Genomic DNA, 15,725 nt, shown 5'->3' on the forward strand with positions numbered 1-15,725 from the left:
CCTCAAAGTCCGCCCCCGCCTGAGAACACCTTCACAGGCCCGCCGACGGCGTCCAGCTGCCGTGCACTGCGCGCAGCCTGGCGACGACCTCGCCGAGCGTCGCGTAGGCCGACATCGCCACGACGCAGGCGGGCACGATGTTCTCCCCCGCCCTCGCCGCCGACTCCACGTCGGCGAGCGCCTTCTCCACCGCCGCCGCGTCGCGGGTGGCCCGCAGTCTTTCGACAGCCGCGACCTGCCCCGCCTCGGCGGCGGGGTCGATGCGGAAGACGTCGAGGGGTTCTCGTGGTGAGGCGTGGCGGTTGACGCCGACGACGATCTTCTCGCCGTTCTCGACGGCGCGTGCCTGCCGGTAGGCGGCGTCGGCGAGGCGGCCGGCCTGGTAACCGGCCTCGACGCAGGCGAGGGCGCCGCCGCGCGCCTCGATGTCGGCCATGACGTCGGTGATGGCGCGTTCGCAGGCATCGGTGCGGGCCTCGACCTCGTAGGAGCCGCCGAGGGGGTCGGCGACCCCGCCGAGGCCGGTCTCGAAGGCGACGATCTGCTGGGTGCGCAGGGCGAGGGTGGCGGCGTCTGCGGTGGGGACGCCCAGGGCTTCGTCGTAGGCGCACACGTGCAGGGTCTGGACACCTCCGCAGGCGGCGGCCAGGGCTTCGATCGCGGTGCGGGCGACGTTGTTGAGGGGCTGCTGCGCGGTCAGCGACGAGCCGGCGGTGAACGCGAAGATCCGCAGCTGTGCCGAGCGAGGGTCCTGGGCGCCGTAGCGCTCGCGGACGAGTTTGGCCCACACGCGGCGGGCGGCGCGGAGTTTGGCGACCTCGCCGAGGAAGTCCAGCCCCACCGACAGGAAGGTGTAGAGGCTGGGGGCCACCGCGTCGACGTGCACGCCCCTGGCGACCAGCGCGTCGAGGTAGGCGATGGCGTTGGCGAAGGTGTAGCCGACCTCGGTCGCGGCGTCGCCTCCCGCCTCGGCGATGTGGTACCCCGACATGGCCAGCGGCACCCAGCGCGGCGCGTGCCGCGACAGGTGCTCCATCGTGTCGACGGCCAGGGTCAGCGACGGGCGCGGCGGGAAGATCTGCGTGCCGCGCGCGATGAACTCCTTCAGCACGTCGTTTTGGATGAACAGGCCGAAGGCGTCGGGCTCGACACCCCGGCGCTCGGCGAGCGCGAGGAACATCGCCGCCCACAGGTAGCCGATGGAGTTGGCGGTGGTGCGGACCTGGGTGATGGCCGACAGGTCGATGCCGTCGAGCAGGATCTCCAGGTCCGCCAGGGAGTCCAGGGCGACGCCGACCCTGCCGACCTCGCCGGCGGCGCGGGGGTCGTCGGAGTCGAGGCCGAGCTGGGTGGGCAGGTCGAGGGCGACGGAGAAGCCGGTCTGGCCGGCCTCGATGAGCTCGCGGAAGCGGCGGTTGGACTCGGCGGCGGTGGCGAAACCGGCGTACTGGCCCATGATCCAGGGCTTCGCCTCGGCGGAGATGCCGCGTGTGTAGGGGAACTCGCCGGGGCGTTCGGTCATGGCGTCCCTCCGCGCAGGGCCTTCTTGTCGATCTTCCCGGTGGAGTTGAGGGGGAAGGCGTCGAGCCTGCGGTACTCCTTGGGCTTCTTGTAGGAGGCGAGTTCGCGGCGGGCATGTGCGTCCACTTCGGACTCCTGGGCGCGGCCGGTGTAGTAGGCGACGATCCGCTGTCCCCATTCGGGGTCGGGGAGTCCGACGACGGCGACCTGGTCGACGCCCTCGGCGGCCGACAGGGCCTCCTCGACCTCGCGGGGGTAGACGTTGTAGCCGCCGGTGATGATCATGTCGCCTTTGCGGTCGACGAGGTAGAGGTGGCCGTCGGTCTCGACGCGGCCGAGGTCACCGGTGTGCAGCCAGCCGTCGCGGATGGGGCGCGATCCGCCGTCGCCGCTCCAGTAACCGCTCATCACCGCGCGGCCGCGGATGGTGACCTCGCCGACCTCGCCGGGCGGCAGCGTTTCGCCGGTGTCACCGACGATGCGCAGCTCGACGCCGGTGGCGGCGCGGCCGGCGGAGGTGAGCAGTTCGGGGCGGCCGGTGAGTCCTTCGCGGTGGTCGGCGGCCGACAGCACGGTGATGGGCGGGATCGCCTCGACCAGGCCGTAGTACTGGACGAGGTGGGGCGTCAAGCGCTCGAACGCGTCGCGGATGTGCGCCGGGGGCATGGGCGCGCCGGCGTAGGCGAGCATCTTCAGCGGCAGTGGACGGTCGAGGGCCGGGTCGGCGAGCAGGCGGGCGATCATCGTCGGCACGAGGGCGGTGTGGGTGGCGCCGCGTTCGGCGGCGGCTTCGAGGACGTCGCCTGTGTCGAAGCCGCCGAGGATGAGCTGGCGGGCCCCGGCGGCCAGGAACGGGAGCACGAACAGCCCGGAGGTGTGGGTGATGGGCCCGGCGTGCAGGTAGGTGTCCTCTGTGGACAGGCCGGGCACGACGTCGGCGGCCATCGCCTCGGCGCCGGCGAGCCGGTTGGAGTGTTCGCGGCGCACGCCCTTGGGGGCTCCGGTGGTGCCGCTGGTGTAGTTGAGGGACACCAGGTCGCGGACCTCGGGCGGCATCGCCGGGCCTTCGGCGAGCTTGGCGTAGGAGACGCCGGGACCGTCCCCGATGGACACGTGGGGCAGCTCGTCGCGCAGGAACGCGGCGCGTTCGGCGTAGCGGGCGTCGTAGACCAGGGCGGTGGCGCGGGAGTCCTCGGCGATGCGGGCCCAGTCGCGCTCGTGGAGGCGGTGGTTGAGATGCACGCGGACCAGGCCGGCCCAGGAGGTGGCCAGGTCGAGCTCGATGGAGGTGTTCTGGTTGGGCTGGAGGTCGAGGACCCGGTCGCCGGGCGACAGGCCCAGGTCGCGCAGGCCGGCGGCGACGCGCGCCACCCGGTCGGCGAGTTCGGCGAAGGTGACGGTCCCCTGTGGACCCTCGATCGCGATCCGGGCGGCGTGTGCGCGCGCCGATCGCGACAGCAGCTGTGCGGTGCTCGCGTCGCCCACCATGGAGCGAGCCTGTCACGCCGAATCGACGGCCGTCAAGGATTCGGCAGACCGCGCGACCTGGTGTTCAAGGCGCCGCTCATGGTAGAAATCCTCCATTCCCCTCGGGGATCCGGCAGTTTTACTACAAAACGGGAGACGCACCATGCCCCGCTTAGCCAAACGCGCCGCCACCGTTCTCGTCGGTGCCGTCGCCGCACTCCTCCTCGCCATGGCCTCCCCGGCACAGGCCGCCACCTTCCTCACCCACGCCCAGGCGACCTCGCAGCTCAGCGCGTCGGGGATCTCCTGGTCGTCCAGCGGCGGTTGCAGCGACCGCAACAACCCGACCTGTACGTCGTTCACGAACGTCCGCCAGGTCACCATCTCCGGTATCAGGACGCTGCGCTCGTCCAGCGGTTGCGCGATCAACGTGACCGGCGGGACCGAGACCGGCCACTCCGGCGGCACCTACAGCCACTGGAACGGCTACAAGCTCGACATCAGCAAGTACGCGTGCGTCGGCAACTACATCAAGGCGCACTTCACCTACGTCGGCTACATCTCCGGCTGGGGCTACCAGTACCGCTCGGGTGCCGGGAACCTCTACACCGACGAGGGCAACCACTGGGACATCCTGTTCTACAACTGCGGCGGCTGCTAGCCGGCGCTCACGGGCGCGCGTACGACACCGTGCGCGCGCCCGGCACGAAGCCGATCGCGCGGTAGAGCTTCCGCGGGATCGGGTAGCCGTCGTCGCCGCGCGGGCATACGCGGGCCGCGACCGCGCCGGCGTCGCGGAATGCCCTGAGCAAGGCCAGATTGCAGGCCCGCGACAGGCCCAGGCGGCGGTAGGCCGGCACGCAGCCGACCGGTTCGAGCAGGCCGGTCTTGTTGACCTCGTCGAACCAGCCGAGACTGGAGGCGACCATCTCCCCCTCCTCGGTCTCCACGACCCAGTCGAACTCCGGCCGATAGGGCCAGGCGCCCATGACCGCCGTGTAGGACTCCGTCGTCACCCGCGACGGCGCCAGGTCCGACCAGCTGCCGCGATGCACCGCCGCCCTCGCCGCGGCCTCGTCGCGCTCGACGTGGCGCAGCCGAAAGCCCTGCGGCAGAACGGGTTCGGCGATGTCGGCCAGGTCGTGGAAGTGGTGCGTGAAGTAGGGCGCGCCGGGGACGCGGCGGTAGCCGGCTTCCTCGATCGCGGCGAGCTGGTGGGTCTCGGTCTCCAGCGCCGCGACGGTCCGCTCGCCGTCGCCGGCGGTCTCGTGGGCCCACGCCATGACCTCGGCGGACAGGTGCGGGCGGGCCGGGTCGACGAGGAAGTCGAGATGGCCGGGCAGGGTCAGCCAGCCGAAGGCGACGACCTCGCCGCCGGCCTCCCACACCCGGATCCGGCGGCCGGCGGCCGCGTCCGGCCGCGAGTGGTACGACCAGCCCAGATCGCCGACGTGCCAGCGGTGCCCGTCGCCGAGGCGCTGGACGAGGGACTGCATCGCACGGTTCTCCGAAGTTGTCGCACGGTTCTGAGAGGTCGACGCACGGTACTCAGAGGTCATCGCACCATCTTCGCCGCGCCCGCCGAACGCGGCAAGCCGGTTCGGGCGGGCTCACCGGCGGTGACCGTGTGCGTGATCCACGCGCCCTCGACCTCGTCGTGCAGAAGGAATCCGGCGGGCTCGGCGACGTACCGGCCGCCCCGGCGCGGCAGCTCGCTCTGCCGGAAGGTGCTCGGCGCGACCGCCAGCGTCGTGCCCGCGAAGGGCGCGGTGATCGCCCGGTGGACGTGGCCGCACAGCACCCGCGCGACCTGCGGGTGGCGCGCGACGACCTCGGCGAGCGCGGGCCCGTCGGCCAGGCGCATGCCGTCGAGGACGGGCAGGCCGACGGCGATGGGCGGGTGGTGGACGGCGACGAAGGCGGGTCTGCCGGGCCGGCGCGTGAGCGCGGCGTCGAGCCAGGCGAGCTGTTCGTCGCCGAGCAGCCCGCCGGGTGCGCCGGGAACGGTCGAGTCGAGGACCACGAGGGTCGCGGCGGGATGGTCGGCGACGTATCGGGTGGCGTCCATGCCGAAGGCGGCGGCGAGGGCGGCCGGGTCGTCGTGGTTGCCGGCGACGAGGTGCGGGAGCGGCGCGAAGCCGTCGAGGATCTCGCGCAGGGCGGCGTACTCCTCGGCGCGGCCGTGCTCGACGAGGTCGCCGGTGATGACGACGAGCGCGGGGTCGAGCGCGCGTGCCCGGTCGAGCGCCGCGCGCAGGCGGGCGGTGGGCTCGGCGGCGAGCGGGCCGGTCGTCACGTGCGGGTCGCTGAGGTGGGCGATCGAGGCCATGGGGCGATCCTGCCGGGCCGAACCGCCCGGTTCATGGCGATCGGGTGAACGCGGAAAGTTCGGTCCGGGACTTGACATCTCCGCCGGACGCGCTATGTTTAACGTATCGGTTAATTAAAGAGTGAGTTGAATACAATGGCCACCGACCGGCTCAGCATCATCTTCGCCGCACTGGCCGACCCGACCCGCCGGGCGATCCTCGCCCGGCTCGCCGAGGGGGACGCCACCGTCACCGACCTGGCCGAACCGTTCCCGATCAGCCTCCCGGCGGTCTCCCGGCACCTCAAGGTCCTGGAGCACGCCGGCCTCATCGGCCGCGGCCGCTCGGCTCAATGGCGGACCAGCCACCTGCGGGGCGAGGCGCTGCGGGAGGCGGCCGGCTGGATGGAGACCTATCGCGAGTTCTGGGACGCGCGGCTCGGTCTCCTGGACGATCACCTCAGGCGCCTTATCGAGGCGCCCCCCACGAAAGGAAGCACATCATGAGCACCGACACCGAGACCATGGTCCTCACGCGCGTCTTCGCCGCCCCGCGCGAGCTCGTCTACCGCGCGTTCACCGACCCCGAGCAGATCGCCCAGTGGTTCGGGCCGGTCGGGTGGAGCGTGCCGCGCGACACCATCTCCGTCGCCCCGCACGCCGGCGGCGGGTACAAGATGACGATGGTCAGCGACGAGGACCCGTCGATGGCCTCGCCGATCGACTCGACCTTCAGCGAGGTCGTGGAGAACGAGCTGATGATCGGCTCCGAGGTCTTCGAAGGCCGGGCCCTCACCATGAAGGTCGAGTTCGCCGACGCCGACGGCGGCACGCGCATCACCATCACGCAGGGTCCGTTCAGCCGGGAGATGGCGGAGATGACCCGCGAGGGCTGGGAGAGCTCCTTCACCAAGCTCGACGCGCTGCTCAAGGCATAAGGAAACGCCGAAACGGCCGGCCCGATGGCCGGCCGTTCGCGTGCGTCGGACGGTTCAGGACCGCGCCGAAGCGTCTTCCGCGTCCAGCCCTGCGTGTCGACCGGGCCGTTCGGGCAGTGGGCGAAGTCGACGACACCGCCGTGTTGAAGCGGGCTCGGCGAGCGGCCCGCGGCTCACGAGAAGACCACGACACACCGCCGCAAATGATCACCGACCTGTCCACAACGGGCACAATCGGGCGATGTCCACCGATCCCGCCGAACGCAGCCGACGCCGCCGCAGCCGCTACCTCGCCGCCCCGCCCAAACCGCGGGCCGCCGACGACGCCGTCACCGACACACCGCTGACCTACGACCCGGCGAGCATGCGGGCACGGATGCGCGCGGCCCTCGACCGGCGCGGGCGCCGCGCCGAAGCGGAACCGTCGGAGGACGCGTCAGACACGGCCTAGGCGATTGGACCCTAGGCGAACAGCCCGTCGAGTTCGGCGAGCACGGCCGGCCACACCGCCGACTCGGGGTCGATCAGGTCGTAGTGGTCGGCGCCGGGCAGCTCGACCAGCTTCGCGCCGGTCCGGGCGGTGAACTGGTACGACTGCCCGAGCGGAACCTGCTCGTCGGCGTCGCCGTGCACGAGCACGGCCGGCGCGGTGTACGGCAGGCCCATCGGGTCGGCGGCGGCGTAGCGCTCGGGTTGCTCCTCGGGCGAGCCGCCGAGCAGGTCGGCAACGGCGCCCCCGTCGAGGTCCTCGGCGTGCGCGGCGGCCAGGTCGGCGACCGGCGCCAGCGCCAGCACCCCCGCGACACCGGAGCGCCCGGAGGCGGCCCACAGCGCCAGATGCCCGCCCGCCGAGTGGCCGGCCAGGACCATCGGCAGCTCCCCCGCTCCGGACAGGCCCGGTGCGGCCGCGACGGCCGCGGCGACGTCCTCGAAGGTCGAAGGCCAGCCGAGGACACCCGGCGAGGTCCGCCGGTACTCGATCGCCGCGACGGTGTACCCGCGCCCGGCGAGGTCGTCACACAGCGGCCGGACGTGCGAGCGGTCGTACTCGGCGCGCCAGAAACCACCGTGCGCGAACACGACCAGACCGCGACTCCCGCCGCGCCAGAACTCCACGACCTGCTCACCGAGCGGCCCGTAGTGGACCACCTCGCCGCCGGGCGCGGCCCGGCCGAGCACGTCACGGGACACGCGACACTCCCTTGTAGATCTCGATCAACTGCCCGGTGACGACCTCGGGCGCGAAAGTCGACTCGTAGCGGGCGCGCGCGACCCCCGACAGCGACTGCGCCTCCTCGGACGCCTGCCGCAGCCCGGCGGCGAGACCGTCGACGGACGGCTCGACGACCCAGCCCGCCGTCTGCCCCGGCTCGCCGTGACCGAGCAGGAAGGGCATCCCGCCGAGATTGGTCGCCAGCACCGGCCGCGCGTTGGCCAGCGCCTCGATCGCCACGGTCGGCAGGATGTCGTCCCACATCGACGGCAGCAGCAGCGCCGAGGCGGCGCGCACGGCGGCGTCGACGTGCTCGCGCGGCTGCCGCCCCAGGTAGTTGATGTCGGCGCGCAGCGTCGCCGCCTGCTCGACCATCGCCCGCAGCGGGCCGTCGCCGACCAGCGTCAGACCGCCCAAAGACCCGACGGGATAACGGTTCCAGGCCTCCAGCAACTGCTCGATGCCCTTCTCCGACGACAGCCGCCCGACGTAGACGAAGCCGTCACCGGTCGGCGTCGGCGGCCCCGGATCGGGCGAGGAGTTCGGTTTGACCACGATGCGTTCGGGCGCGACTCCGAAGCGGACCAGGTAGTCGGCCATCCAGGGCGTCAGGGCCACGAAACGGTCCACACTTCGCCACGTCCCCTTGTGCACCGCAAGGGAAGTGGCCATGATGGCGCTCTGCGCACGCGAACCCCGGTAGCAGCCGTGCACGACGCCCGGCAGGTCGAAACGCTTGCCGGCGCAGTCGTGGCAGATCCGCCCGTCCCGGAAGAAAAGGCCGTTGAGACACTCGTGGCGTACATTGTGGATCGTTTGGACGACCGGGACACCGTGCCGGTGGGCGGTGTTCACCACCGCCGGCGACAGGAACGGGTAGACGTTGTGCACGTGCAGGACATCGGGCCGCTCGGCGCGCAGCAGGGCCGAGAGCTCCTTTTGGGCCCGCGCCGCGTAGATCGGCGACACCGCCAGCGCCAGCTTGCCCACAGTGGACAGGTCGGCGATCTCGTCCGAGGAGCGCAGGAACGGCAGCACCGTCAGCCCCGCCCCCCGCAACTGGCCGATCTCGGCGTCCACCACCGTGTTCTCACCCGAGGGCTGGGCAGAGACATAGCGGTTGTGCGCGATGACAACTTTCATGAGGACGCCCACGTTCATCTGACGGTGACCAGGACACGTCACCCTAACCCCTGCGCCCAGGAGCGCCGCGACGGCCGCGAACGAGCCGAAACGGGAGATACCCGCCCCAGGCGGCACCGGCCATACCGGCGAGGTGCCCCTTGCCAGGGGACCGTTGCGTGGCAGACTGTCTTGCGGCCACCGCAGGGCATTCACGCGGAGGGATGAGAATTGACGACCAGCCTCCAGCGTCCGCTTCACGGGGGCGAGCGAACCGGGAACGCAGGTGACGTGAAAGTCGAAGAGCCGACGACGAGCGGCGTTCCGCGTTCCGCGTGGCAGCGCACGGTCCGCGCCGCCACCTGGCACCGGACCTACGCCGCCGCCCTCTTCGGCATCGACGCGCTGGCCGCGCTCGCCGCGAGCATGACGGCCGTGGTCACCACCGGGACGGCCGCCACCGGCTTCGACGAGTACGACTGGGGCGGCGGCGTTCTGCAGGTGCAGATCGACTCGCTGTTCTACGCGATCGCCTACGGCCTGCTCCCGCTCACCTGGATCATCACCCTGTGGGGCAACGGCTGCTACGACCGCCGCTACCTCGGCGTGGGCACCGACGAGTTCAAGCGCGTCGTGCGGGCCTCGCTGGTCGTGGTGTCGATCGTCTCCTTCACGGCCCTGCTGTTCAAGACCGACCTGTCGCGTCTGGCCGTCGCGATCGCACTGTCCTCGGCACTGATGTACCTGGTCATCGGCCGTTTCTTCGCCCGCCGGGTGCTCCAGTCGCTGCGCCGCCACAAGCAGGCCGTGCACCACCTCCTCCTCGTCGGGACCCTGCACGAGGCCCTGGAGGTCAACACCGCCGTCTCGCGCGTCCCGCAGGCCGGTTTCCTCCCCATCGGGGTGTATCTGACCGAGGGCGCGGCCTCCGCGCGCGGCATCGAAACGCCCGTACCGGTCTATTCGGGCACCGACCTGGTGGCCCTCGCCGAGACGCTGGGCGCCGACACCATCGCCGTGTGCGGTTCTGCCTCCGCCGAGCGCGGCGGCCTGCGCCGCCTCGCCTGGCAGCTGGAGGGCACCGGCATCGACCTGGTCGTGGCCCCGCAGCTGACCGACATCGCCGGCCCGCGCGTGCACATCCGCCCCGTCGAGGGCGTGCCACTGCTGCACGTCGAGGAACCGACCCTGTCGGGCATCGGCTGGGTCATCAAGAACCTCCTCGACAAGATGTCGGCGGCCATCGGCCTGCTGGTCCTGCTGCCGCTGTTCATCGTCATCGCGATCGCGATCAAGTCGAAGGACTCCGGGCCGGTCTTCTTCCGCCAGCCCCGCGTGGGCATGGAGGGCAAGACCTTCCGCTGCTGGAAGTTCCGGACCATGTACGTCGACGCCGAGGAGCGGCTGGCGACGCTGATGGACCAGAACGAGTCCGACGGCCTGCTGTTCAAGATGAAGGACGACCCGCGCATCACGCCCGCCGGGCGCTTCCTGCGCCGGACGTCCCTCGACGAGCTGCCGCAGCTGATCAACGTCCTGCGCGGCGAGATGTCGCTGGTCGGCCCGCGCCCGCTGGTCGCCGAGAACGGCGACTTCCTCGGCGACGTGCGCCGCCGCCTGCTGGTCCGGCCGGGCATCACCGGCCTGTGGCAAGTCTCGGGCCGCTCCGACCTCTCGTGGGACGACGCGGTGCGCCTCGACCTCTACTACGTCGACAACTGGTCGCTGACCACCGACCTGCAGATCCTCTTCCGGACCGTGCTGGTCGTGCTCCAGCGCAAGGGCGCCTACTAGGGCGTGACCTGGTGATCTTGTGGGTGCGAGGCGCGTCGCAGCCCCGCAGCCCCTCAGCCCCTCAGCCCCTCAGCCCCGCAGTGATCACCCGGACACGGCCTGGCCCAGGTTCAGCTCCCGTCCCCGCCAGCGCCGCCGCAGCCAGCGGTCGTGGCTGGCGAGGACGATCGCGCCCGGCCCTCCCGCCAGGGCCTCCTCCAGCTCGTCGCACAGCTTCGGCGACAAGTGATTGGTGGGCTCGTCGAGCAGCAGCAGCTCCGGCGGGCGGGCTACCAGCAGCGCCAGGGCGAGCCGCCGGCGCTGCCCGGCCGACAGGCTGCCAACCGCTTTGTCGAGGTCCGCGCGGCGCATCAGGCCCAGCGAGGACAGCGGGACCGCTTCGGCGCGATCGTCGCCGAGCGCGAGGCGGTAGGTCTCGCGCGCCGGGCGCTCGGGTCGGTCGAAGCGCGTGTCCTGAGCGAGCAGGCCCACCGACAGTCCACCACGGCGCCGCACCTCGCCCTCGGCGTCGAGGTCCCCGGCGAGGACGGCGAGCAGCGTCGACTTGCCCGCTCCGTTGCCGCCGGTGACCAGGAGGCGGTCGGTGGCCGTCACGTCGAGGCGTTCGACGGCCAGGCGCCCGGGGACCTCCACCTCGCGCAGGGCGACGAGCGTCCCGTCGGCCGACGGTGCGGCCAGCTCGGTGCGCGCGAACCGCAGTGGCGGGGGCGGCGGGGCGACCTGGGTGCGCTCCAGGGTCTCCAGGCGGCGGACGGCGTCGCGGACCCGTCGCGAGATCTGGTTCTGGACGCGCCCGGCCCGGTGGCCGTAGCCCATCTTCTCGTTGTCGCGGCGCTCACGGTCGGGCGCGACGCTGCGCGCGGTGACGTCCGCGGAGTGACGCAGGGCCGCCAGTTCCTCCTGCTCGGCGGCGTGGCGCTGCTCCCAGCGTTCGCGCGCGGCGCGCTGGTGGGCGAGGTATTCGCTGTAGCCGCCCCCGAAGCGCACCGGGCCGCCGACGGCCCGGTCGAGGTCGAACAGGTCAAGGTCGATCAGGTCGAGGTCGATCAGGTCGGTGCACACGGCGTCGAGGAATGCCCGGTCGTGGCTGGCCAGGACGACCGCGCCGGGCAGCGCGCGCAGCTGCTCCTCAAGGAAGGCCGCGGCGTCGTCGTCGAGGTGGTTGGTCGGCTCGTCGAGCAGCAGCGCCGAGGGCCGCCGGACCAGCAGCGCGGCCAGCGCGAGGCGGCCGCGCTGGCCGCCGGACAGCGACCCGAGGAGCCGGTCGTGGCCGACGGCGCCGAGGCCCAGCCCTGCCAGGACGAGTTCGGCGCGACGGTCGGCGTCCCAGGCTTCGTGGGCCTCGGCCTGCTCAAGGCGCGCGCCGTAGGCGTCGAGGAGGGCGGGGCCGTCGAGGAGGGCGGGGTCGTCGCCGGTGTCGGCGTCGGCGTCGGCGAGTTTCGCGGCGAGGCGGTCGAGTTCGGCGAGATCCTCGCGTGCCTCGCGCAGCGCGTCGTCGAGGACGTCGGCGACCGAGGCGCGCTCGTCGAAGGGCATCTCCTGGTGGAGGAAGCCCAGGTCGTCCGGGCGCGTGACGGTCCCGGAGTCGGGTTCGTCGGTACCGGCGAGCAGGCGCAGCAGCGTCGACTTGCCGGCGCCGTTGTCACCGATCAGGCCGATGCGGCGGCCGGGCGCGGCGGTGAGGCCGACCCCGTCGAGCACCCGCCTGCCGTCGAAGGCGCGGACGAGGTCATGGGCGATGAGGGCCGCGTGCGGCATGGAGGATCCATTCGAGGCGTGCGGGCGGCAGGGCGCTGCGGCCCGCGGGGACATGGAAAAGGGGACGACTGCCCGACGGCGATGCCCGCTGGCACCCGCCGGTCGGCGATCACTTCCGGGTATCACCCGGAGATGTCGTCGTCTCCCTGCATGTCCCGACTCCTCGATGGGCGGCTAAATGGAATGGACGACCGAATGGACGACCAGGAGGTCGGTCCCCCCCTGACGTCGGTCCCCCCTGACGTCGGTCCCACCCTAACAAGGACGCTCAGATCCCATGGCGGGCCGCGATCCCGTCGAGCAGCGCGTCGAGCCCGTACTCGAACTCCCAGGTCCGGTCGTCCTTGCGTTTTGCCTTGTAGGCCCAGTCGCGCGTGTGCGGGTAGGAGCCGGTCTCGACCACGTACGTCATCGACGGCGCCAGCGCGGTGCGCAGGTCGTCGCCGTGGGTCCAACCCTCGCCGGTCATGAACTCGGCGAGGGCGATCTCGTGGCTGACGGCGCCGCGCACATAGGAGTTCATGGCCCGCACGGCGGCCATCTTCTCGTCGGCGTCGAGGGGGAGGCCGGCGAAGCAGGAGAGGCCGTACTCGAAGAGGGCGCTGCGGCTGGGGCTGGGGGCGATGACCGCGACGGGGGGGAGGTCGGCGATCCACGGGTGGCGCAGGACGAGCTCGCGGGTGAGGACGGCGAGGGCGTGAACGGACTCGCGCCAAGGGCCGGAGGCAGGCGGTTCGAGTTCGGCGTAGACGCGGTCGCCGATGAGCTGGAGAAGTTCGTCCTTGTTCTTGACGTAGCGGTAAGCGGCCATCGGCGCGACGTCCATAGCGGTGGCGAGGCGGCGCATGGTGACCGCGCCGAGGCCTTCGGCGTCGGCGAGCGCGATCGCGGTCTTGGCGATCTTGCCGGTGGAGAGGGAGTTCCGGACCGGGGTCACGCGGTCGAGGTCGAAGCGCTCCCAGAGCGAGATCTCGGCTTCTTTGTCCTGCTTGGCCACGATTCGAGAGCCTCCTTGTATTCGTTAATCCTGTGTACAGCGTACCCGTAGTAGACAACGTACACGGCGGTGTGTACGTTGTATCTCGACCGATACAACGTACACAGGAGTCTCAAGTGACCTCTCCCCTGAAGATCGCCGTGATCGTCGGAAGCACCCGCGACGGCCGCTTCGCCCCCGTCGTGACCTCCTGGCTCACCGGCCACCTCGCCGAACGCCGGGACATGACCTTCGACGTCGTCGACCTCGTCGAGACCCCGCTGCCGGTCGTCTTCCCCGCCTTCGGCGAGGCGCCCCCGCCCGGGACCGAGGAACTCGTCGCCGCCGTGTCGCCCCGGCTCGAAGCCGCCGACGCCTTCGTGATCGTCACGCCCGAGTACAACCACAGCTACCCGGCCTCGCTGAAGAACGCCATCGACTGGCACAACCACGAGTGGCACGGCAAGCCCGTCGGCTTCGTCTCCTACGGCGGCGTGTCCGGCGGCCTGCGCGCCGTCGAGCACCTGCGCGGCGTGCTCGCCGAGCTCAACGCCATGACCATCCGCGAGACGGTGAGCCTGGCCGGCGTCTGGTCGCAGTTCGACGCCGAGGGCAAGGCCGTCGACCCCGCCTGCGACAACGCCGTCACCGCTCTCCTCGACCAGCTCGCCTGGTGGGCGCTCGGACTGCGCGAGGCGCGCGAGGCGCGTCCCTTCGGCAAGCCGCTCGAGAACGCGATCTGAGGAAACCGGCGATGACACTCGAAGCCGCCCCCCGACGGGGCCTCTACGTCGGAATCTTCGGCCTGATGCTCGGCATGTTCCTGGCCATGCTCGACGGCCTCATCGTCGGCACCGCGCTGCCGACCATCGTCGGCGAGCTCGGCGGGCTCGAACAGCTCTCCTGGGTGGTGACCGCCTACCTGCTGACGGCGGCGGTGAGCACGCCGCTGTGGGGCAAGCTCGGCGACCTCGTCGGGCGCAAGGCGACCTACATGTCCTCGATCGGGCTGTTCCTGATCGGGTCGGCCTTCTCGGGGCTGTCGGCCGACATGACGCAGCTGATCGCCTTCCGGGCGGTCCAGGGCCTTGGCGCGGGCGGGCTGATGGTCGGCGCGATGTCGATCATCGGGGTGATCCTGCCGCCGCGGGAGAGCGGCAAGGCGCAGTCGATGGTCGGGGTGATGATGCCGGTGGCGTTCATCGGCGGGCCGCTGCTGGGGGGGTTCCTGACCGATCAGCTGGACTGGCGCTGGACCTTCTACGTGAACCTGCCGGTCGGGGCGGTGGCGCTGGCGCTGGTCGCGTGGAAGATCCGCCTGCGGACCGAGCGGGTGCGCGCGAAGGTCGACGTGCTCGGCGCGGCGCTGCTGACCGTGGCGATCCTGGCGGTGACGCTGGCGGCGACCTGGGGCGGGAACACGTTCGCGTGGTTCTCGCCGCAGATCGCCGGGCTCGCGGTCGTCGCGGTGGGCGCGACGGCGTGGTTCGTGCGGACCGAGCGGCGCGCGGCCGAGCCGATCATCCCGCCGAGGCTGTTCGCCGACCGCAACTTCACCGTCGCGCAGATCCTGAGCTTCCTGACCGGCGCGGTGATGATGTCGCTGTCGAACTACCTGCCGCAGTACATGCAGTTCGTCAAGGGGGCGTCGTCGACGGCCAGCGGGATGCTGCTGCTGCCGCTGCTGTTCGGGATGCTGGTCGCGCAGCTGGGGACGGGGCGGATGATCGCCCGCAACGGCCGCTACCGGATCTACCCCATTCTGGGCGGGGCGTTGATGACCGCCGGGGCAGTGGCCCTGTTGATGCTCGGGACCGGTACGCCGACGTGGCTGGCGTCGTCGCTGAGCCTGGTCGCGGGGGCGGGGATCGGTTTCGGGATGCAGGCGACGCTGCTGATCACGATGAGCAGCGCGCAACCGCGCGACATGGGCGCGGCGAGCGGGACGGTGACGCTGCTGCGCACGATCGGCGGGTCGCTGGGCATCGCGCTGCTGGGGGCGATGTTCGCCGCCGAGCTGACCTCGGGTGAGCTGACGCCGGCGCAGGTCGCGGGGCTGCCGGAGCCGGCTCGCGAGTTGTTCCGCGATGGGGTCGTCTCCGGGCTGCACTGGGTCGCGCTGGGCGCGGCGGTGCTGTCGGCGATCGCGTTCGCGGTGGCGTGGCGGGTCCGGGAGGTGCCGCTGCCGCAACTGGAGCCGACGCCGACGAGGGAGGAAGTCGCGACGGCGGCGTGAAGGCGACCGTCCCCGCGCCGGCACGCGCATGGACGGCACTGGGCGTCCGGGAACGAGCGCCGTGCCCGGCACGCGCGGGGACGGGACTGGGCGCCGGGAGTCGTTCGCGATTCCGTCGCGAACACGTGGGCTCCGCGTCACGGTTTCGCTGGTTTGGTACGGCGGGGCCACCGGGTCCGCCTCCCACTTCTGACTGTGGAAGAGGGCTGGGCGTGGGTGTTAGGGCTAGATCGTCGAGCCTGTGGATGACCGACGGGTTGTGGACAACGGGGCCGGCCGCCCCACAGCCGCCCTACAACGGCCCGCAGCCCAGGCGCAGGACCGGGTCCAGGGACGGAGTTCCTGGCGGGGTCTGGGGCGGAGCTCCAGCGGGGGTCTGGGGGCGGAGCCTC

15 protein-coding genes are annotated in these 15,725 nt (G+C 71.7%); 7 read left to right on the top strand and 8 right to left on the bottom strand.

Annotation, left to right across the window (positions count from 1 at the left end; genetic code table 11):
* Positions 1 to 31: 31 nt before the first annotated feature.
* Positions 32 to 1,522 (bottom strand): methylmalonyl-CoA mutase family protein, encoded by a 1,491-nt coding sequence (locus AB0I28_RS35965; protein ID WP_357500314.1) that lies wholly within the window; start codon positions 1,520 to 1,522, stop codon positions 32 to 34.
* Positions 1,519 to 3,009, bottom strand: a complete 1,491-nt coding sequence (locus AB0I28_RS35970) for an AMP-binding protein (RefSeq protein WP_357500315.1) — start codon at positions 3,007 to 3,009, stop codon at positions 1,519 to 1,521. The genes AB0I28_RS35965 and AB0I28_RS35970 overlap by 4 nt, the downstream gene beginning before the upstream one ends.
* Positions 3,010 to 3,151: 142 nt before the next feature.
* Between AB0I28_RS35970 and AB0I28_RS35975 the strand changes: the two genes are divergently transcribed.
* The gene (locus AB0I28_RS35975) at positions 3,152 to 3,649 is read left to right on the top strand and encodes a hypothetical protein (protein WP_357500316.1); all 498 of its coding nucleotides are present in this window, start codon (positions 3,152 to 3,154) and stop codon (positions 3,647 to 3,649) included.
* Between the two features lie 7 nt (positions 3,650 to 3,656).
* Here the strand turns inward: AB0I28_RS35975 and AB0I28_RS35980 are convergent, their stop codons facing one another.
* Both AB0I28_RS35980 and AB0I28_RS35985 read right to left on the bottom strand, forming a co-directional pair.
* Positions 3,657 to 4,484, bottom strand: a complete 828-nt coding sequence (locus AB0I28_RS35980; RefSeq protein WP_357500317.1) for a hypothetical protein — start codon at positions 4,482 to 4,484, stop codon at positions 3,657 to 3,659.
* 59 nt (positions 4,485 to 4,543) lie between these two features.
* Positions 4,544 to 5,317 carry a phosphodiesterase gene (locus AB0I28_RS35985; protein WP_357500318.1) on the bottom strand — a complete coding sequence of 258 codons (774 nt, stop codon included), beginning with the start codon at positions 5,315 to 5,317 and terminating at the stop codon, positions 4,544 to 4,546.
* Between the two features lie 135 nt (positions 5,318 to 5,452).
* Between AB0I28_RS35985 and AB0I28_RS35990 the strand changes: the two genes are divergently transcribed.
* From AB0I28_RS35990 to AB0I28_RS36000, 3 genes are all read left to right on the top strand, one after another.
* A complete protein-coding gene (locus AB0I28_RS35990; protein WP_357500320.1) occupies positions 5,453 to 5,803 on the top strand; it encodes a metalloregulator ArsR/SmtB family transcription factor in 351 nt (116 codons plus the stop codon).
* Positions 5,800 to 6,234 (top strand): SRPBCC domain-containing protein, encoded by a 435-nt coding sequence (locus AB0I28_RS35995; protein WP_357500323.1) that lies wholly within the window; start codon positions 5,800 to 5,802, stop codon positions 6,232 to 6,234. Before AB0I28_RS35990 ends, AB0I28_RS35995 begins: the two co-directional genes overlap by 4 nt.
* A gap of 241 nt (positions 6,235 to 6,475) precedes the next feature.
* Entirely contained in the window at positions 6,476 to 6,685 is a 210-nt protein-coding gene (locus tag AB0I28_RS36000) for a hypothetical protein (RefSeq protein WP_357500324.1), read from the top strand.
* A gap of 11 nt (positions 6,686 to 6,696) precedes the next feature.
* Here AB0I28_RS36000 and AB0I28_RS36005 read toward each other — a convergent pair whose 3' ends face one another.
* Together AB0I28_RS36005 and AB0I28_RS36010 are read right to left on the bottom strand one after the other, a co-directional pair.
* Complete coding sequence (locus tag AB0I28_RS36005; RefSeq protein ID WP_357500325.1) at positions 6,697 to 7,425, bottom strand: prolyl oligopeptidase family serine peptidase; 729 nt, start codon at positions 7,423 to 7,425, stop codon at positions 6,697 to 6,699.
* On the bottom strand, positions 7,415 to 8,590 hold the full coding sequence (locus tag AB0I28_RS36010) for a glycosyltransferase family 4 protein (protein WP_357500326.1): 1,176 nt from the start codon (positions 8,588 to 8,590) through the stop codon (positions 7,415 to 7,417). The genes AB0I28_RS36005 and AB0I28_RS36010 overlap by 11 nt, the downstream gene beginning before the upstream one ends.
* Positions 8,591 to 8,800: 210 nt before the next feature.
* On the opposite strand from AB0I28_RS36010, the gene AB0I28_RS36015 reads away from it, so the two are divergent.
* Positions 8,801 to 10,363, top strand: a complete 1,563-nt coding sequence (locus tag AB0I28_RS36015; protein ID WP_357500328.1) for a sugar transferase — start codon at positions 8,801 to 8,803, stop codon at positions 10,361 to 10,363.
* An 84-nt stretch (positions 10,364 to 10,447) separates the two neighbouring features.
* Here AB0I28_RS36015 and AB0I28_RS36020 read toward each other — a convergent pair whose 3' ends face one another.
* Both AB0I28_RS36020 and AB0I28_RS36025 read right to left on the bottom strand, forming a co-directional pair.
* Entirely contained in the window at positions 10,448 to 12,121 is a 1,674-nt protein-coding gene (locus AB0I28_RS36020) for an ABC-F family ATP-binding cassette domain-containing protein (protein ID WP_357500329.1), read from the bottom strand.
* Positions 12,122 to 12,389: 268 nt separating this feature from the next.
* Positions 12,390 to 13,118 carry a TetR/AcrR family transcriptional regulator gene (locus AB0I28_RS36025; RefSeq protein ID WP_357500330.1) on the bottom strand — a complete coding sequence of 243 codons (729 nt, stop codon included), beginning with the start codon at positions 13,116 to 13,118 and terminating at the stop codon, positions 12,390 to 12,392.
* A 116-nt stretch (positions 13,119 to 13,234) separates the two neighbouring features.
* Between AB0I28_RS36025 and AB0I28_RS36030 the strand changes: the two genes are divergently transcribed.
* Positions 13,235 to 13,840 carry an NAD(P)H-dependent oxidoreductase gene (locus AB0I28_RS36030; protein WP_357500331.1) on the top strand — a complete coding sequence of 202 codons (606 nt, stop codon included), beginning with the start codon at positions 13,235 to 13,237 and terminating at the stop codon, positions 13,838 to 13,840.
* Positions 13,841 to 13,851: 11 nt separating this feature from the next.
* On the top strand, positions 13,852 to 15,333 hold the full coding sequence (locus tag AB0I28_RS36035) for an MDR family MFS transporter (protein ID WP_357500332.1): 1,482 nt from the start codon (positions 13,852 to 13,854) through the stop codon (positions 15,331 to 15,333).
* The last annotated feature ends 392 nt before the right edge of the window (positions 15,334 to 15,725 follow it).

Source organism: Phytomonospora sp. NPDC050363 (assembly GCF_040655735.1).
In the GTDB taxonomy this organism is placed as follows: Bacteria; Actinomycetota; Actinomycetes; order Mycobacteriales; family Micromonosporaceae; genus Phytomonospora.